Source organism: Kurthia sp. ISK08 (assembly GCF_046159805.1).
GTDB lineage: Bacteria > Bacillota > Bacilli > Bacillales_A > Planococcaceae > Kurthia > Kurthia gibsonii.
Window position 1 is genome coordinate 157,886 of sequence record NZ_JBJXHL010000007.1, and the last position, 17,833, is coordinate 175,718.

The window sequence follows — 17,833 nt, forward strand, 5'->3', positions numbered from 1 at the left end:
CGATCCGAAGGGAGGTAACCTAAGTGATTCAACAAGAAAGTCGTTTGAAAGTTGCCGACAACTCAGGTGCTAAAGAAGTACTTACAATTAAAGTACTTGGTGGTTCTGGCCGTAAAACTGCTAATATCGGTGATGTTATTGTTTGTACAGTTAAGAAAGCAACACCAGGTGGCGTTGTCAAGAAAGGCGAAGTAGTTAAAGCTGTAATCGTTCGTACTAAGAGCGGTGCACGTCGTAAAGACGGTACTTACATCAAATTCGATGAGAACGCATGCGTAATCATCCGTGATGACAAGTCACCACGTGGAACTCGTATTTTCGGACCAGTTGCTCGTGAACTACGTGATAGCAACTACATGAAAATCGTTTCATTAGCTCCGGAAGTTCTTTAATTACATGAAAGTAGCCATCAAGGAGGTGCGACAAATGCACGTTAAAAAAGGCGATAAAGTAAAAGTGATTACAGGTAAAGATAAAGGCAAAGAAGGCGTTATCCTATCTGCATTCCCGAAAAAAGATCGCGTTTTAGTTGAAGGTGTTAACATCGTTAAAAAACACGTTAAGCCTAACCAACTAAATCCACAAGGTGGAATTGTAAGCCAAGAAGCTGCAATTCACGTATCGAACGTAATGTTAATCGATCCGAAAACTGGCGAGCCGACTCGCGTAGGTTACAAAATGGAAGATGGCAAAAAAGTTCGTGTTTCAAAAAAATCAGGTAAAGTAATCGACTAATAGTAATAGAGAGGAGGTATACAAATGAGCCGCCTAAAAGACAAATTTGTAAATGAAGTATCATCTGCTCTAATGAGCAAATTTGAATATACATCAGTAATGCAAGTACCAAAAGTTGAGAAAATCGTTGTTAACATGGGTGTTGGTGACGCTGTTCAAAACTCTAAAGTTCTTGACTCTGCTGTTGAAGAATTAGCTTTAATCACTGGTCAAAAACCAGTTATCACAAAAGCGAAAAAATCAATCGCTGGCTTCCGTCTACGTGAAGGTATGCCAATCGGTGCAAAAGTTACATTACGTGGAGAGCGTATGTATGACTTCTTAGATAAATTAATCGCTGTTTCATTACCACGTGTACGTGACTTCCACGGTGTTTCTAAAAAAGCATTCGACGGTCGCGGTAACTACACTCTTGGTGTGAAGGAACAATTAATTTTCCCAGAAATCGACTATGATAAAGTATCAAAAGTACGCGGTATGGATATCGTTATCGTTACTACTGCGAACTCTGACGAAGAAGCTCGCGAGTTGTTAACACAATTCGGTATGCCATTCCAAAAATAATAAGGGAGGCGAGATCGTGGCAAAAAAATCTATGATCATCAAGCAACAACGCGGTTCTAAATTCAAAGTACAAGAATATACTCGCTGTGAACGCTGTGGCCGTCCACACTCTGTATACCGCAAATTTAAACTTTGCCGTATTTGTTTCCGAGAACTTGCTTACAAGGGACAAATTCCTGGCGTGAAAAAAGCCAGCTGGTAATCCCCTAATATTGGGAAGGAGGTAAATGTAATGACAATGACAGATCCAATCGCTGACATGCTAACTCGCGTACGTAACGCGAACATGGTTCGTCACGAAAAATTAGAGCTTCCAGCTTCTAATATCAAAAAAGAGATCGCTGAAATTTTAAAGCGTGAAGGTTTTGTACGTGATGTAGAGTATGTTGAAGATGACAAACAAGGAATTATCCGTATCTTCTTAAAATACGGTCAAAATAACGAACGTGTTATTACAGGTTTAAAACGTATTTCTAAACCGGGTTTACGCGTTTACGCTAAAACTGAAGAATTACCTAAAGTATTAAACGGTCTAGGGATCGCTTTAGTTTCTACTTCAAACGGTTTATTAACAGATAAAGAAGCTCGCGCTCAAAAAGTTGGCGGCGAAGTTTTAGCATACGTTTGGTAATAAGCAACAAATGAATGGAGGTGCAACATTAAATGTCTCGCGTAGGTAAAAAACCAATCGAGGTACCTGCAGGTGTTACTGTATCAGTAGATGCAAACAACGTAGCAACTGTTAAAGGTCCAAAAGGCGAATTAGTTCGTTCTTTCCACAAAGATATGAAAATCGAACAAGAAGGTAACGTGATTACAATCACTCGTCCTTCTGAATCTAAAGAGCACCGTACTAACCACGGTACAACTCGTGCGTTACTTGCTAACATGGTAACTGGTGTATCTGAAGGATTCTCTAAATCATTAGAATTAATCGGTGTAGGTTACCGTGCTCAATTACAAGGCAAAAAACTAGTACTTAACGTTGGTTATTCTCACCCAGTTGAGTTTACACCAGAAGACGGTGTTGAAGTTGAAGTACCTTCTAACACAAAAGTTATCGTTAAAGGTATTTCAAAAGAAAAAGTTGGTGCTCTTGCATCTAACATCCGTGACGTTCGTCCTCCAGAGCCTTACAAAGGTAAAGGGATCCGTTACGAAGGCGAATACGTTCGTCGTAAAGAAGGTAAAACAGGTAAATAATGCTGCATAAGCATTAGAAAGGAGTGACCTTTTGTGATTACGAAACAAGATAAGAATCAAGTTCGTAAAAAACGTCATGCACGCGTACGTTCAAAAATTTCTGGTACTACACAACGTCCTCGTTTAAACGTGTACCGTTCTAATAAAAACATTTACGCTCAAATCATCGACGATTCTCAAGGCGTAACATTAGTTTCAGCTTCAACAATGGATAAAGGTTTCGAAGGTTCTGCAGGGAACGTAGAAGCTGCATCTAAAATTGGTGAAACTATCGCTAAAAAAGCTGCAGAAAAAAACATCAAAGCTGTTGTATTTGACCGCGGCGGTTACTTATACCACGGACGCGTAAAAGCTTTAGCTGAAGCTGCTCGCGAAAACGGTTTAGAATTTTAATAAGAAGGAGGTACACATTTCATGGGTCACATTATTGACGCAAACAAACTAGAACTTGAAGAACGCGTTGTTACAATCAACCGCGTAGCTAAAGTTGTTAAAGGTGGACGTCGTTTCCGTTTTACTGCATTAGTAGTAGTAGGAGACCGCAATGGCCATGTTGGTTTTGGTACAGGTAAAGCTCAAGAAGTACCTGATGCTATTCGTAAAGCTGTTGAAGATGCGAAGAAAAACCTAGTGGAAGTTCCACGTGTTGGTGGTACTACACCTCATTTAGTAATTGGTAAATTCGGTGCAGGAAACATCATGATCAAACCTGCTGCTCCTGGTACAGGAGTTATCGCTGGTGGTCCAGTGCGTGCTGTATTAGAGTTAGCTGGTATTACGGACATTCTTTCAAAATCTTTAGGTTCAAACACACCAATCAACATGGTACGTGCGACTATTAAAGGTTTAACAGAACTTAAACACGCTGAAGAAGTTGCAAAACTTCGTGGTAAATCAGTAGAAGAGTTATTAGGTTAAGGGAGGGAAATGACTATGGCAAACAAATTAGAAGTTACCCTAACAAAAAGCCTAATTGGCGCTAAACCAGGTCAACGTGCAACTGCACAAGCTCTAGGTTTACGCAAAATGAATCAAACTGTTGAACACAACGATAACGTTGCTGTTCGCGGTGCGATTGCAAAAGTTGCTCACTTAGTAACTGTTATTGAAAAATAATACATTATTCTATATATAAGGAGGTGCCATCTAATAATGAAACTTCATGAGTTACAACCAACTGCTGGTTCACGTAAAGAACGTAACCGTGTAGGTCGTGGTATCGCGACTGGTAACGGTAAAACTTCTGGTCGTGGTCATAAAGGTCAAAAAGCACGTTCTGGCGGCGGCGTTCGTCCGGGCTTTGAAGGTGGTCAAAACCCTTTATTCCGTCGTTTACCAAAACGCGGCTTCACAAACATTAACCGTAAAGAGTTCGCTATCGTGAACCTTGATGCGTTAAACCGTTTTGAAGAAGGTACAGAAGTTACACCAGCTTTACTTATCGAATCTGGTGTTGTAGGCAATGAAAAATCTGGTATCAAAATCCTAGGTAATGGATCACTTGATAAAAAGCTTTCTATTAAAGCCCACAAATTCTCAGCTTCAGCAAAAGAAGCAATCGAAAATGCGGGCGGGAACATTGAGGTGATTTAATGTTTCAGACAATCTCGAGCTTTTTACGTGTGAGAGATATTCGAAATAAAATCATCTTTACACTTTTGATGCTGGTAGTGTTCCGTATTGGAACATTTGTGCCAGTGCCAAATGTGAACGCTGACGTATTAAAGCAAACAGACCAATATAGTCTTGTCGGCTTTTTAAATACATTCGGTGGAGGAGCCTTACAAAACTTCTCAATCTTTGCGATGGGGATTATGCCTTACATTACGGCATCGATCATCGTACAGCTGTTGCAAATGGACGTTGTTAAGAAGTTTACAGAGTGGTCAAAACAAGGTGAGGCAGGACGTAAGAAAAGTGCGCAATTTACTCGTTACTTTGCTATTATTCTTGCATTCATCCAATCAATCGCCATGTCTTACGGTTTCAACCGTATGTACGGTGGGGAATTGATTCAAGGTGAAGGTTTCCTAACTTACTTTACAATTGCTATTGTGTTAACTGCTGGTACAGCATTTCTTTTATGGTTAGGTGAGCAAATTACTGATAAAGGTGTTGGTAATGGTGTTTCAATCATTATCTTCGCAGGTATCGTAGCCGCTTTACCAACAACAGTGAACCAAATTTATGCTCAAGAATTTGAAAATGCTGGTGATCAAATGTTCATCAACATTATCAAAGTCGTACTGATTGCTCTTGCAGCTCTTCTTATTATTGTCGGAATCATTTACTTCCAACAAGCGGATCGTAAAATTCCAATTCAATATGCAAAAGGCACAAGTGCTAATCGTGGAGCACAACAATCTCATTTACCATTGAAAGTTAACGCTGCCGGCGTTATTCCAGTAATCTTTGCGGTTGCGTTCATCGTAACACCTAGAACATTGGCTAGTTTCTTCGGTGATGGGAAAGTAGCTATCTTTATCCAAAACACTTTTGATTATTCAAAACCAGTTGGTATGATTATCTACGTTGCATTGATTGTTGCATTTACGTACTTCTATGCTTTCGTACAAGTGAATCCGGAAAAAGTAGCGGACAACTTGAAAAAACAAGGTGCTTATATCCCGGGTATTCGCCCAGGTAAAAGTACTGAAAGTTATTTAACAAGTGTCTTATATCGCTTAACTTTTGTTGGGGCTATTTATCTGTCAGTTGTGGCAATTTTACCGATTTTATTCGTAAATATCGCTAATCTTCCGCAGTCGGCTCAAATTGGCGGTACAAGTTTAATCATCGTTGTGGGTGTTGCACTCGAAACAATGAAACAACTTGAATCACAGTTAGTAAAACGTCACTACAAAGGTTTTATGAAATAAAAGTTGGTTTTCAGGGGCGTTTTCGTTCCTTTGAACCATCATAATTGAAAGAGGGGGCTCACCGTATGAATATCGTTTTAATGGGTTTGCCTGGTGCTGGTAAAGGTACTCAAGCAGACAAAATTGTTGAGAAGTACGATATCCCTCATATTTCTACAGGCGATATGTTCCGTGCAGCTATTAGTAACGGTACGGAATTAGGCTTACAAGCGAAATCGTTTATGGATAACGGTTCTTTAGTTCCGGATGAAGTAACGATTGGTATCGTTCGCGAGCGCTTAAGCCAACCTGATTGTAACCAAGGATTCCTACTTGATGGTTTCCCACGTACAATTGAGCAAGCTGAAGCACTAGATGCAATTCTAGCTGATTTAGGTAAATCAATTGAACATGTGGTAAATATTGAAGTAGCTAAAGAAGATCTGGTTAAACGTTTAACAGGTCGTCGTATCTGTAAAGTATGTGGTTCATCTTATCATTTAATTTTCAACCCTCCAAAAGAGGAAGGAAAATGTGATAAAGATGGAGGAGAACTTTATCAAAGAGCAGACGATAATCCAGAGACAGTTAATAACCGTCTGGAAGTAAATATTAAGCAATCACAACCATTATTAGATTTCTACGCTGCTAAAAATGTTTTAACAAACATTAATGGCGATCAAGAAATCGGTAAAGTGTTTGCTGATGTAGACGCTCTTTTACAGAGCAGCCGCAACTAATAACCCGTGTCTCGGGCGCATTGATTTTGCTGAGGCAAGGTAGTATGCGGTGGCACAACGGAAAGTTAATTTTCGAGAGCTGCAAAAGCATATTGTGCCCGGTCTATGCACTGAAGAATGGATTGTTTCGTTTAAAGGATACCCTTTTTCCTAGATGCAATCAGTATTCGAACAGGGTATAATGGGTTTCGTGAAAAGTATCTGTTTTTAACAGGTATGCAGGATCTCATCTAGGACATTCCGGGTGATCGTGTTGACATGAAGGGATACAAGGTTCTCCGGGGACATATTATCCTGGGATTATGAGATGCGAAACCTGATGAACGTCTTTCGAACATCCTCATAAACCAAACCATTGTTGATGCGAATTATCTTGTTTAAGATGAAGCTTGCAGCAAATTCCGTTTGAATTTGACGATGAGAACCTGAATTGCATATAGAAGGGAGACAGGCTCGATGGCGAAAGACGATGTAATTGAAATCGAAGGTACAGTTGTTGAAACTTTGCCAAACGCGATGTTTAAGGTAGAATTAGAAAATGGTCATACAGTGCTAGCTCATGTATCTGGCAAAATCCGTATGCACTTTATCCGTATTTTACCTGGAGATAAAGTTACAATTGAATTATCTCCGTATGACTTAACACGCGGTCGTATCACATACCGTTTTAAATAATCTTTTGCACTCCGGACCACTAAGGAGGTTAGGTTAAGATGAAAGTAAGACCATCAGTAAAACCGATCTGCGAAAAATGTAAAGTTATTCGTCGACGCGGTAAAGTAATGGTAATCTGTGAAAATCCTAAACACAAACAAAAACAAGGATAATTCTAAAGGAGGTGCACATCGTACATGGCACGTATTGCTGGTGTTGACATTCCACGCGAAAAACGCGTTGTAATTTCATTAACATACATTTACGGTATCGGTAACACAACTGCTAAACAAGTTCTTGCAGACGCAGGTGTTTCAGAAGATACTCGTGTAAAAGATCTAACTGAAGATCAATTAAACCAAATCCGTGAACAATTAGACAAGTATAAAGTAGAGGGTGACTTACGTCGCGAAATCTCACTTAACATCAAACGTCTAATGGAGATCGCTTCATTCCGCGGTATCCGTCACCGTCGTGGTTTACCAGTTCGTGGACAAAATACGAAGAACAATGCGCGTACGCGTAAAGGTCCTCGTAAAACTGTTGCGAACAAGAAAAAATAATTAAGTAAAGGAGGTTTCTTCTTAACATGGTACGTAAACAACAATCACGTAAACGTCGTGTGAAAAAGAATATCGAATCTGGTATCGCTCACATCCGTTCTACATTTAATAATACAATCGTAACCATCACAGATGTACAAGGTAACGCTATTTCTTGGTCTTCTGCTGGTGCATTAGGTTTCCGTGGATCACGTAAATCTACTCCATTCGCTTCTCAAATGGCTGCTGAAACTGCTGCTAAAACTGCAATGGAACACGGTTTAAAAACATTAGAAGTAACTGTTAAAGGTCCTGGTGCAGGTCGTGAAGCTGCTATTCGTGCACTTCAAGCTGCAGGTTTAGAAGTTACAGCTATTAAAGACGTAACTCCAGTTCCTCATAATGGTTGCCGCCCACCAAAACGTCGTCGCGTATAATTAAGTTTCTTGTCTTGTCGACTAGATTTAATGTACACATATATTTAATATCGTAAAGATTGATTGACATTTGATTTTATGTTGAAATAGATATATATTCGATGTTTTTAAGGAGGGTAAATTGAATGATCGAAATTGAAAAACCAAAGATTGAAACCGTTGAGATCAGTAATGACCTTAAATATGGCAAATTTGTTGTAGAGCCACTTGAACGTGGTTATGGTACTACTTTGGGTAATTCACTACGTCGCATTCTGCTGTCTTCTTTACCAGGCGCTGCTGTAACTTCTATTCAAATTGACGGCGTACTTCACGAGTTCTCTACTATTGAGGGTGTAGTTGAAGATGTTGCTTCAATCATTTTGAATTTAAAGAAACTTGCATTAAAAATTTACTCTGACGAAGAAAAAGTTATTGAAATTGATTTTGCAGGCGAAGGTGTTATCACAGCTGCTGACATCATGCATGACAGTGATGTGGAAGTGTTAAACCCAGATCTATATATCGCAACTGTTGCTAAAAACGGTCATTTGCGCATGCGTATGCACGCACAACGTGGACGTGGATACACTCCAGCTGATCAAAACAAACGCGAGGATCTTCCTATCGGCGTTATCCCGATCGACTCTATTTACACTCCAGTTTCACGCGTCAACTTCACTGTGGAGAATACTCGTGTTGGACAATCGTCTGATTTCGACAAACTTTCACTAGATGTGTGGACAGATGGCAGCATCGGTCCTAAAGAGGCGATTTCGCTCGGAGCAAAAATTTTAACCGAGCATCTAAATATCTTCGTTGGTTTAACTGATGAAGCTAAAACAGCTGAAATCATGGTTGAAAAAGAAGAAGATCAAAAAGAAAAAGTATTAGAGATGACTATCGAAGAGCTTGATCTTTCTGTTCGTTCTTACAACTGCCTAAAACGTGCTGGTATCAATACTGTTCTTGAACTTGCTAACAAGTCTGAGGATGATATGATGAAAGTTCGCAACTTAGGTCGTAAATCACTTGAAGAAGTAAAAGCTAAGTTAGAAGAGCTTGGTTTAGGATTACGAGAAGAAGACTAAGCGATTTTATATAAAAAAATGTATGATCAGTAATTGAACGAAGGAGGGAAACATCCATGGGTTACAGAAAACTTGGACGTACAAGTTCTCAACGTAAAGCGATGTTACGTGATTTAGCAACTGACTTAATCATTAACGAACGTATTCAAACAACTGAAACGCGTGCGAAAGAATTACGCTCGGTTGTAGAAAAAATGATTACTTTAGGTAAACGCGGTGATTTACATGCTCGTCGTCAAGCGGCAGCATACATTCGTCGTGAAGTGGCTACAATCACTGACGCTGAAGGTAATGAATCAACAGTTTTTGCATTACAAAAATTGTTTGATGATGTAGCACCACGCTACGCTGACCGTCAAGGCGGTTATACTCGCATTATGAAAATGGGACCTCGCCGTGGTGACGGTGCGCCTGTAGTTGTGATTGAACTAGTTTAATCATTGCGAAATGCGATGGAGGGTGTACTTGTTCACGCAAATGAACTTTGCACCCTCTTTTTTATAAAAACAAGATTTATACGACAAATTTAAAAGCCGAGCGTTATGATGAGCGGACATAAGTGCTGTCTCGTTTAGCTCTACGCACCCCATTCACTCTAAGGTCTGAGCAACCTTAGAAGGTGAGAATATTCGATTATTGCGCATTTCTCTTGAATGGGGTGCGCGCTTTTTTATTGCATTAATGCACGAGGCTATTTAAAAACTTCCAAGTTGCACGTTTTTTTGAGTTGAATGACAAAAATCTTATAACATAAGTTTTTTCATCTTAACAGTTCGAGAAGGACGTCTTACGGAGGCTTTTAGGTAGCCTCGTTTATTTATACATAGAAAATTCTGTCTAGCATTTAAAGAGAAAACAGTGTAACGTAAAGAGATGAGCAGAGCTTAGTAAACTAGCACGAGGAGATGGTCATATGACGGAGATTTTATCTTTACAAAACATAACATTCACATATGATCTGGAGCAGCCAGAAGTGAAAAATGCTGTAGAAGATGTTTCATTTTCTGTAGAACAAGGCGAATGGATTGCCATTGTTGGTCATAATGGGTCGGGTAAATCGACGATTGCCAAAATCATGAATGGTTTATTGTTTCCGCAAGAAGGAACAGTAGAAATTTTTGGTATGCCAATGAACGAAGAAAATCTATGGTCGATTCGTTCACAACTGGGCATGGTTTTTCAAAATCCAGATAATCAATTTGTTGGAGCAACTGTACAAGATGACGTTGCTTTTGCGTTAGAAAATAATGGGGTACCATATGAAGATATGGTGAGTCGAGTTGAGCAGGCGTTAGAGCAAGTAAAAATGTCGGGTTTCATGAATCATGAACCACAACATTTATCTGGTGGTCAAAAGCAGCGTGTCGCGATTGCGGGTGCGTTAGCATTAAGACCGAAATTATTAATTTTAGATGAAGCGACTTCGATGTTAGATCCACAAGGGCGACAAGAAGTTTTAGATACAGTTCGTACATTAAGAGAAGAAACCGGTTTGACGGTTTTATCAATTACACATGATTTAGAAGAAGCGATTTTAGCAGACCGTCTTTTATTCATGAATCAAGGTGAGAAGTTTGCAGAAGGAAAACCTTCAGAGATTTTTGCATTGGGTGAGCAGTTGATCGCATTGGGATTAGATTTACCATTCTCAATGAAGATGGCTCATCTATTAATGCAGGAAGGTGTTTCGTTAGAAGGAACACATATGTCGGAGAGAGAGTTGGTGGAAGATCTATGGATATCAAACTTCAAGAAGTAGGTTTTTCATACGCTCAAAATACGCCTTTTGAAAAGCGAGCATTACATGATGTGAATATTGCGATTGAAAATGGCACTTTCCACGCGATTATTGGTCATACAGGATCGGGTAAATCAACGGTTCTACAACATTTAAATGCGCTTTTAAAACCAACTGAAGGGCAAATTCAAATTGGTGAAAAGACGATTGTGGCAGGTAAGAAAGAAAAAGATTTACGTGCTGTACGTCAAAAAGTAGGGATCGTGTTTCAATTTCCTGAACATCAACTGTTTGAAGAAACGGTTTTGAAAGATATTTGTTTTGGTCCGATGAACTTTGGTGTTCCAGAGCAAGAAGCAGAACAGCGCGCACGTCAATTAATTGAAGTAGTGGGCTTGCCACCAGCGATATTAGAAAAGTCACCATTTGATTTGTCGGGTGGTCAAATGCGTCGTATTGCGATTGCAGGTGTGTTAGCGATGGACCCAGAAGTTATTGTGTTGGATGAGCCAACAGCAGGACTTGATCCTCGTGGTCGCCAAGAAATTATGGAGTTATTCAATCGTCTACACCATGAGAAGAATCTAACGATGATTCTTGTGACACATAGCATGGAAGATGCAGCACGTTATGCAGATGCGATTACAATTATGTATGACGGGGAGAGCGTATTACATGGTACACCGAGAGAAGTATTTAGTGATGCAGAGAAGCTCGCTGCTTATCGTTTGGAAGTACCACACATTATTCAATTTCAAAAGCAATTAGAGGCGAAAATTGGACGAAAGTTGAATACGCTATGTCTAACTGAAGAAGAGTTAGCAAAAGAGATTGGTCAGCTTGTACGTGAGGAGCGTGATCAATCATGATGGAAAAAATGATTTTCGGACGATTTATTCCAGGGGATTCATTTGTACATAAGATGGACCCGCGTGCAAAATTGATTTTTGTTTTTGCTTTCATCTTTGTTGTATTCGTGGCAAATAACATTCCAGCTTATATTGCACTTGTTGTATTTACTTTCTTTATTGTCTTTGTATCACGTATTCGTTTGTACTTTTTAATTAATGGGTTGAAGCCGGTCTTAATTTTGATGATTTTCACCTTTTTACTCCATGTATTCTTTACAAAAGGTGGCGATTTATTAGTTGAGATTGGTTTTGTGAAGATTTATGAAGAAGGATTGAAACAAGGGATTTTTATTTCGATTCGATTCTTAGTTTTAGTATTTGTTACATCCATCTTAACTTTAACAACATCGCCTATTTCGATTACAGATGGTTTAGAGACATTGCTGAATCCATTAAAGAAAATTAAAGTACCTGTGCATGAATTAGCATTGATGATGTCGATTGCGCTACGTTTTATTCCAACATTAATGGATGAAACAGATAAAATTATGAAAGCACAGATGGCACGAGGTTCAGATGTAACGTCAGGGTCGATTAAAGAGCGTATTAAAGCAGTTGTACCATTATTGATTCCATTGTTCGTTAGTGCATTTAAACGAGCAGAGGACTTAGCTACAGCGATGGAGGTAAGAGGCTATCGTGGTGGTGAAGGAAGAACGCGTTATCGTCAGTTGAAATGGACGGGGCGTGATACAATTGCGATGGTTGTATTTGTAGTATTAGCAGCCATTTTAATTTATTTAAGAATTTATTATTAGGAGACTTGCATAACGATGAAAAGAAGAATGAAAGCTACAATTGCATATGACGGTACAAATTTCGCAGGATATCAGGTTCAGCCTCAACAGCGAACAGTCCAAGAAGAAATTGAGAAAGTACTGACAGCGATGCATAAGAGTGATGAAATCGTGCATGTAGTAGCGAGTGGTCGTACAGATGCTCGTGTACATGCAACTGGTCAAGTACTACACTTTGATACGACTTTATCCATTCCCCTTGATCGTTATGCACACGCATTAAACGTTCAATTACCACGAGATATTCGTGTGTTAGAAATAGAGGAAGTAGCAGATGATTTTCACGCGCGCTATGGTGTGAGTGGAAAACGTTATCGCTATATTTGGTCTTGTGAAAAGATTCAAAATCCATTTCGACGTTTTTATGCAACACCCACCAATGGGGTGAAACCAGATGTGACTTTAATGAAAGAAGCGGCACAGTATATTTTGGGTACACATGACTTTTCTTGTTTTTGTGCAGCAAATACAGGAGTAAAAGATAAAGTACGTACAGTGCATGCAATTAACTTTGAATGGCATGATGAGGAATTGCATATGACCATTGAGGGGAATGGCTTTTTATATAACATGGTGCGCATTATTGCGGGTACATTATGGGAAGTAGGTATTGGTAAAAGAGATGTGAATACATTATCTGCCACCATTGCTTCGATGGACCGTTCGAAAGCCGGTAAAACCGCGCCAGCACAGGGTTTATACCTTGAAAAAGTTCATTATCCACAGTGAAACAACATCACCTGGTGTTTTACTTAAAGCACTTGACTTTCATTGTTTTTTATTATAAGATAACGTATGGTATTTTCATTACCCCACAAGATAAGCCCCGAATCTTAGCTTTTGAGGATAAAGAAAACAATTGGAACAGAACTATAGAACAATTAGTTAGTAGGAGGATACTAAAATGCGTACAACATTCATGGCTAAAGGTCACGAAGTAGAACGTAAATGGTTAGTTGTAGATGCTGAAGGCCAAACTCTTGGTCGCTTAGCTTCAGAAGTAGCTGCTATTTTACGTGGTAAAAACAAACCAACATTCACACCAAACGTTGATACAGGTGATCATGTAATCATCATCAACGCTGAAAAAATCGAGTTAACAGGTAATAAATTACAAGGTAAAATTTACTACCGTCACACGCAATTTGCAGGTGGTTTAAAAACTCGTACTGCTGGCGAAATGAAAGAAAAATACCCAACTCAAATGTTGGAACTAGCAGTAAAAGGCATGCTTCCTAAAAACTCTTTAGGTCGTCAAATGTTCGGTAAACTTCACGTTTACACAGGTGCAGAACACCCACATGCAGCACAAAAACCAGAAGCTTACGAGCTTCGCGGATAATTAATAGAGGAGGATATTCCCTTGGCACAAGTTCAATATATCGGCACAGGTCGTCGTAAAAGCTCTACTGCCCGCGTACGTTTAGTACCAGGCGAAGGTAAAATCGTTATCAACAACCGCGACGTTGAAAACTACGTCCCATTCGCATCTTTACGCGAAGTTATTAAACAACCATTAGTAGCTACAGAAACTCTAGGTAGCTATGATGTTCACGTTAACGTGAACGGTGGTGGATTCACAGGTCAAGCTGGCGCTATTCGCCACGGTATCGCTCGTGCGTTACTAACTGTTGACCCTGATTTCCGTCCAGCTCTTAAATCAGCAGGATTACTTACTCGTGACCCTCGTATGAAAGAACGTAAAAAACCAGGTTTACGCGGCGCTCGTCGTGCACCTCAGTTCTCAAAACGTTAATCATTCAATTTACGATTCAAAAAGTCACTTCACTTTTGTGGAGTGGCTTTTTTGTTTGTATTTTTTTACAGAGATTTGTATTGTGAGAGAAAGGGGGAGATATAGATGTACATTCAAACAGAGAGAGTGATACTTCGTTTATTTAAAGAAGAAGACTGGGAAGCAGTATATGCGTATACATCTCAAGTGGATGTGATGCACTATATACCAGAAGGTGTTTTTTCAAAAGAGGATGCGAAACGCTTTGTCTTAGAAAATAAGGGAGAGAAGGCAAGGTATTTTCCAATCATCGAGAAGTCATCGAATCAATTAATAGGTCATCTATTTTTTGAGCCTTACTTTGGAACGCATACATATGAAATTGGATGGGTGATGAATCCTTGTTATACAGGTAAGGGATATGCTTCTGAAGCAGCTGAGGCAATGATTCAATATGGGTTTACTGAATTAGATTTACACCGGATTGTTGCGACATGTCAGCCAGAAAATATCGCATCATGGCGGATTATGGAGAAGATGGGTATGCGAAAAGAAGGATTGTTTAAGCAGTGTATTCCAACTGCTGATGGTTGGTGGGATGAATTTTATTATGCGATTTTAGCAGATGAATATAAAAAGAGCAGAGCTTTAGAGTAGCAACTGCTCTTTTTTCGTTTATTCAAATACTCGAATACCTTCATCTTGAAGTAATGGCCCAATTAATTTTGGTTTGTTGGTACTATGTGTAGCAAGATCTTCACTACTTAATTGAAACATTGAGCCGATTTTTTCAGCTGCTTGTTTTGCTGGAACACTGTAAACAATGCGTCCAACATTTGCCCAGATAGCCGCACTCATACACATCGGACAAGGTTCACAACTACTATAAAGTGTGTAATCTTGTAAATCTGTCATTCCAGATTGTGCGCAATAGGTATAAATTGCTTCAAGTTCAGCGTGTGCGATGGGGTTCTGATTTCGTTTTACGTAATTTTGTCCTGTAGCGACTATTACGCTATCCTTTACGAGTAGTGCGCCGAATGGTTCGTCTTTTTCCTGTTTTGCCTGTTTTGCTAGTTCAATGGCTTTTCGTAAAAATAGAATATCTTGTTCCATTCGAATTCTCCTAAATTGTTTTTTTACTCACTAATGTATCTTTCGGTTGGAATAGTTTTGCGATATTTTTCTCGATTGTTCGTAATATCATCTCAAATGGTTTCCATGCGAGCAGAATAGCGACGACGAAGAATGTGAATAGATAAATACTAAGCCATGCGTTTGGGAAAATCTTTTCAAGTTGTTCGTTTAAACCGTAATGATGATAAATGAATAGTAAGAAGCGGTGGAAAAAGTAAATAGCAATCGAACGTTCGCCTAATACTGTAAACCATGTACGCTTATGCGTCATTAATGCCAATATAGCAATACACATCGAAACGGTAATTAAAAATACGAAAAGTCTTAAAAAAGCTCCAGCAGCAAATAAGTCATCTGTTATAGGCTCTAACCCACGTACTTTATCATAGGAGTTACGACCACTTAGAATATTTCTAAAAGCATAGATTCTTTCAATCTGTGTCATGATTACAATCGCTATTGTTAAAAGAATGCCCACTGAAACAATTTTTAATGTTTTCGATTGTAGTTCTTCAACAAGAGCTTTTGATTTAATATATAGACCTAATAGGAAGAATGGTAAAAAGACAAAGATGCGTGATAGCACTAAAAAATCGCCTGCTTCTGTATAACCAATTGCAAGCGCGATAAGTAAAGACGTAGGTAATGTAATCCAGTAAGGTATTTTACGAACTGCACGTGCAATACATAACCAAGCAGCCATTGCGAACATGAACCATGGAACACCATCTTCAGTTAAAAAATCGATTGAATAATTTTTATTTCCAAACCAAGTATTTAAAGTGAAGTAATATAAAATCTTCAATAGTAAGTATAAGATTAGAAAGTTCGCAACCTTTTCTAATTTGAACGTATCTTTTAAAATAGCAGATTTACTAAATAAGCCTGCGATGAAGATAAATAAAGGCATATGAAATAGATATGTGTATATAAAAAACATCCTCATTACATCTGATTCTTTCGTGTAATAGTCAGTAGCATGACCAATGACAACCAGCACAATTAATAAAGCTTTGATGTTATCAAACACGAAAATTCTTTTATTTTCAGTTAGCATAGAACCCTACTTCCTAAATTCTTTTCTACATTAAATATAAAACAACTTCGAATGAAAGAGGTTGTTTTAACCTATTTTTTTACATAAATGTAATGTAGTAATATGTGGGCAAAATATAAATAGTTTTATAAATGAATATGTTATACTAACAATTGATATTGATTTATATAAATAAGGAGTGTTAGACGTGATCAATGAACAACAAGTTCGTGAATTAGTAGGTGCTTTACATGATCCTTTTCTACATAAAACATTAGCTGAAACAGATGGCATTGTTGAAGTAACAATCAAAGAAGAAAAAGAACATGTGAGTGTTAAAATTGCTGTAGCAAAGACAGGTACACCTGAACAACTTAATCTTCAAATGGAAATTGTAAACGTTTTAAAAGGAGCAGGTGCAAAGTCAGTAGGTATTCGTTTCACTGAGTTAGACGCATCCGTTTTAGAAAAATTCCGTGGACAAGCAACTGCAGCAGAAGCGCAAGGTATGCTTTCACCATTAAATAAAACAAAATTTATCTCAATCGCATCTGGTAAAGGAGGCGTTGGTAAATCAACTGTATCGGTTAACTTAGCAGTAGCACTAGCACGCCAAGGTAAAAAAGTTGGTTTAATTGATGCAGATATTTATGGATTTAGTGTTCCAGATATGATGGGTGTTCAAACGATGCCTGTCATTAAAGAAGATCGCATTTATCCAGTAGAGCGCTTTGGTGTAAAAATGATTTCAATGGGATTCTTTGTTGAAAACAATGCACCAGTTGTATGGCGTGGACCAATGTTAGGTAAAGTATTAGATCAATTCTTCCGCGATGTAGAGTGGGGCGAATTAGATTATCTACTATTAGATTTACCTCCAGGCACAGGCGACGTTGCTTTAGATATTCACCAAATGTTACCAGAGTCATATGAAATCGTTGTAACAACACCACATCCAACAGCAGCATTTGTAGCAGCTCGTGCTGGTGCAATGGCAATTAAAACAGAACACCACATTTTAGGTGTAGTCGAAAACATGTCATGGTTCCAATCAGATGTATCGGGTGAGAAGGAATATGTATTCGGTAAAGGCGGCGGTCCTAAATTAGCAGAGGAATTACGTACAGAGTTACTTGCGCAAATTCCACTAGGCCAACCAGATATCCTTGAAGAAGACTTTGCTCCTTCGGTTTATGCGAAGAATCATTCTACAGGACAATTATATTTAGAGATGGCTCAAAAAGTAATTGATGCTTTAGATAAGTTAGATCAAGAGCAGTAAAATTGCTTGAATAGATGTGTATAGATATTTAGAAATCGCGCTTTGGCGCGATTTTTTCTTTATAATAAAACTCTTTATCGTAGTAGAAAGAACACTTATTTCTTTTCTCTCATGCTATTTCTTTTCCTTTGTTCAACTTTTTTTCGTAAAAGCATTGACTTACATAATAATTGCGCGTATAGTAGTAAAAGTCAGTTCGAACAAGTCACTTTAACTTGTGAAAAACTTTCTTTAAAAAAGTTGTTGACTTATAAATAACAAACATTTATAATATTAAGAGTCGCTAATAAAGACGCTTTAAATAACTAAAAAACATTTTTAAAAAAGTTGTTGACAACTTGAATGAAGATGTGGTAAGATATTTTAAGTCGTCACAAGAAAACGACGAAACAAC

At 38.5% G+C, this 17,833-nt stretch carries 28 protein-coding genes; 26 read left to right on the plus strand and 2 right to left on the minus strand.

The features are described from left to right. Positions 1–23 precede the first annotated feature (23 nt). The 25 genes from rplN to ACKVQX_RS13080 all read left to right on the plus strand — a co-directional run bounded on the left by rplN (position 24) and on the right by ACKVQX_RS13080 (position 14,641). Positions 24–392 carry a 50S ribosomal protein L14 gene (gene rplN, locus ACKVQX_RS12960; protein WP_068450143.1) on the plus strand — a complete coding sequence of 123 codons (369 nt, stop codon included), beginning with the start codon at positions 24–26 and terminating at the stop codon, positions 390–392. 34 nt (positions 393–426) lie between these two features. Next, positions 427–735 carry a 50S ribosomal protein L24 gene (rplX, locus tag ACKVQX_RS12965; protein WP_068450144.1) on the plus strand — a complete coding sequence of 103 codons (309 nt, stop codon included), beginning with the start codon at positions 427–429 and terminating at the stop codon, positions 733–735. 24 nt (positions 736–759) lie between these two features. Beyond that, on the plus strand, positions 760–1,299 hold the full coding sequence (gene rplE / locus ACKVQX_RS12970; RefSeq protein WP_068450146.1) for a 50S ribosomal protein L5: 540 nt from the start codon (positions 760–762) through the stop codon (positions 1,297–1,299). 16 nt (positions 1,300–1,315) lie between these two features. Next, positions 1,316–1,501, plus strand: coding sequence for a type Z 30S ribosomal protein S14 (locus ACKVQX_RS12975; protein ID WP_068450148.1), 186 nt, complete (start codon positions 1,316–1,318; stop codon positions 1,499–1,501). Positions 1,502–1,531: 30 nt separating this feature from the next. Beyond that, on the plus strand, positions 1,532–1,930 hold the full coding sequence (gene rpsH, locus ACKVQX_RS12980; RefSeq protein WP_068450150.1) for a 30S ribosomal protein S8: 399 nt from the start codon (positions 1,532–1,534) through the stop codon (positions 1,928–1,930). Between the two features lie 32 nt (positions 1,931–1,962). Then, the gene (rplF, locus tag ACKVQX_RS12985) at positions 1,963–2,502 is read left to right on the plus strand and encodes a 50S ribosomal protein L6 (protein WP_068450152.1); all 540 of its coding nucleotides are present in this window, start codon (positions 1,963–1,965) and stop codon (positions 2,500–2,502) included. 33 nt (positions 2,503–2,535) lie between these two features. Beyond that, entirely contained in the window at positions 2,536–2,895 is a 360-nt protein-coding gene (gene rplR / locus ACKVQX_RS12990; RefSeq protein WP_068450154.1) for a 50S ribosomal protein L18, read from the plus strand. A 21-nt stretch (positions 2,896–2,916) separates the two neighbouring features. Next, positions 2,917–3,420, plus strand: coding sequence for a 30S ribosomal protein S5 (gene rpsE, locus ACKVQX_RS12995; protein ID WP_068450156.1), 504 nt, complete (start codon positions 2,917–2,919; stop codon positions 3,418–3,420). A gap of 15 nt (positions 3,421–3,435) precedes the next feature. Next, the gene (rpmD, locus tag ACKVQX_RS13000) at positions 3,436–3,618 is read left to right on the plus strand and encodes a 50S ribosomal protein L30 (RefSeq protein ID WP_068450158.1); all 183 of its coding nucleotides are present in this window, start codon (positions 3,436–3,438) and stop codon (positions 3,616–3,618) included. Between the two features lie 36 nt (positions 3,619–3,654). Continuing rightward, positions 3,655–4,095 (plus strand): 50S ribosomal protein L15, encoded by a 441-nt coding sequence (rplO, locus tag ACKVQX_RS13005; RefSeq protein WP_068450160.1) that lies wholly within the window; start codon positions 3,655–3,657, stop codon positions 4,093–4,095. After that, positions 4,095–5,381, plus strand: coding sequence for a preprotein translocase subunit SecY (secY, locus tag ACKVQX_RS13010; protein ID WP_068450162.1), 1,287 nt, complete (start codon positions 4,095–4,097; stop codon positions 5,379–5,381). The genes rplO and secY overlap by 1 nt, the downstream gene beginning before the upstream one ends. Positions 5,382–5,446: 65 nt before the next feature. Next, positions 5,447–6,100, plus strand: a complete 654-nt coding sequence (locus ACKVQX_RS13015) for an adenylate kinase (protein WP_068450164.1) — start codon at positions 5,447–5,449, stop codon at positions 6,098–6,100. 456 nt (positions 6,101–6,556) lie between these two features. Further along, complete coding sequence (infA, locus tag ACKVQX_RS13020; RefSeq protein ID WP_038179110.1) at positions 6,557–6,775, plus strand: translation initiation factor IF-1; 219 nt, start codon at positions 6,557–6,559, stop codon at positions 6,773–6,775. Between the two features lie 38 nt (positions 6,776–6,813). Beyond that, on the plus strand, positions 6,814–6,927 hold the full coding sequence (gene rpmJ, locus ACKVQX_RS13025; protein ID WP_000868344.1) for a 50S ribosomal protein L36: 114 nt from the start codon (positions 6,814–6,816) through the stop codon (positions 6,925–6,927). A gap of 24 nt (positions 6,928–6,951) precedes the next feature. Next, complete coding sequence (gene rpsM / locus ACKVQX_RS13030; protein WP_068450165.1) at positions 6,952–7,317, plus strand: 30S ribosomal protein S13; 366 nt, start codon at positions 6,952–6,954, stop codon at positions 7,315–7,317. Positions 7,318–7,343: 26 nt separating this feature from the next. Continuing rightward, on the plus strand, positions 7,344–7,733 hold the full coding sequence (rpsK, locus tag ACKVQX_RS13035; RefSeq protein ID WP_068450167.1) for a 30S ribosomal protein S11: 390 nt from the start codon (positions 7,344–7,346) through the stop codon (positions 7,731–7,733). Positions 7,734–7,858: 125 nt separating this feature from the next. Next, complete coding sequence (locus ACKVQX_RS13040) at positions 7,859–8,803, plus strand: DNA-directed RNA polymerase subunit alpha (protein ID WP_068450169.1); 945 nt, start codon at positions 7,859–7,861, stop codon at positions 8,801–8,803. A gap of 56 nt (positions 8,804–8,859) precedes the next feature. Continuing rightward, entirely contained in the window at positions 8,860–9,240 is a 381-nt protein-coding gene (gene rplQ / locus ACKVQX_RS13045) for a 50S ribosomal protein L17 (RefSeq protein ID WP_068450171.1), read from the plus strand. 476 nt (positions 9,241–9,716) lie between these two features. After that, the gene (locus tag ACKVQX_RS13050; protein ID WP_068450173.1) at positions 9,717–10,562 is read left to right on the plus strand and encodes an energy-coupling factor ABC transporter ATP-binding protein; all 846 of its coding nucleotides are present in this window, start codon (positions 9,717–9,719) and stop codon (positions 10,560–10,562) included. Next, positions 10,538–11,410 carry an energy-coupling factor ABC transporter ATP-binding protein gene (locus ACKVQX_RS13055; protein ID WP_409136391.1) on the plus strand — a complete coding sequence of 291 codons (873 nt, stop codon included), beginning with the start codon at positions 10,538–10,540 and terminating at the stop codon, positions 11,408–11,410. Before ACKVQX_RS13050 ends, ACKVQX_RS13055 begins: the two co-directional genes overlap by 25 nt. Then, a complete protein-coding gene (locus ACKVQX_RS13060; protein ID WP_409136392.1) occupies positions 11,407–12,210 on the plus strand; it encodes an energy-coupling factor transporter transmembrane component T family protein in 804 nt (267 codons plus the stop codon). The genes ACKVQX_RS13055 and ACKVQX_RS13060 overlap by 4 nt, the downstream gene beginning before the upstream one ends. A 15-nt stretch (positions 12,211–12,225) precedes the next feature. Further along, positions 12,226–12,978, plus strand: coding sequence for a tRNA pseudouridine(38-40) synthase TruA (gene truA / locus ACKVQX_RS13065; RefSeq protein WP_141275014.1), 753 nt, complete (start codon positions 12,226–12,228; stop codon positions 12,976–12,978). 175 nt (positions 12,979–13,153) lie between these two features. After that, positions 13,154–13,591: a 50S ribosomal protein L13 gene (rplM, locus tag ACKVQX_RS13070; RefSeq protein ID WP_068450181.1), complete on the plus strand. Its 438-nt coding sequence runs from the start codon at positions 13,154–13,156 to the stop codon at positions 13,589–13,591. Between the two features lie 21 nt (positions 13,592–13,612). Continuing rightward, complete coding sequence (gene rpsI / locus ACKVQX_RS13075; RefSeq protein ID WP_068450183.1) at positions 13,613–14,005, plus strand: 30S ribosomal protein S9; 393 nt, start codon at positions 13,613–13,615, stop codon at positions 14,003–14,005. 105 nt (positions 14,006–14,110) lie between these two features. Next, entirely contained in the window at positions 14,111–14,641 is a 531-nt protein-coding gene (locus ACKVQX_RS13080; RefSeq protein WP_409136393.1) for a GNAT family N-acetyltransferase, read from the plus strand. Positions 14,642–14,659: 18 nt separating this feature from the next. Here the strand turns inward: ACKVQX_RS13080 and ACKVQX_RS13085 are convergent, their stop codons facing one another. Beyond that, positions 14,660–15,100 carry a nucleoside deaminase gene (locus ACKVQX_RS13085; RefSeq protein WP_409136394.1) on the minus strand — a complete coding sequence of 147 codons (441 nt, stop codon included), beginning with the start codon at positions 15,098–15,100 and terminating at the stop codon, positions 14,660–14,662. A gap of 10 nt (positions 15,101–15,110) precedes the next feature. Further along, positions 15,111–16,178: an acyltransferase family protein gene (locus tag ACKVQX_RS13090; protein WP_409136395.1), complete on the minus strand. Its 1,068-nt coding sequence runs from the start codon at positions 16,176–16,178 to the stop codon at positions 15,111–15,113. A gap of 187 nt (positions 16,179–16,365) precedes the next feature. On the opposite strand from ACKVQX_RS13090, the gene ACKVQX_RS13095 reads away from it, so the two are divergent. After that, positions 16,366–17,439: a P-loop NTPase gene (locus tag ACKVQX_RS13095; RefSeq protein ID WP_156422313.1), complete on the plus strand. Its 1,074-nt coding sequence runs from the start codon at positions 16,366–16,368 to the stop codon at positions 17,437–17,439. Positions 17,440–17,833 lie beyond the last annotated feature (394 nt).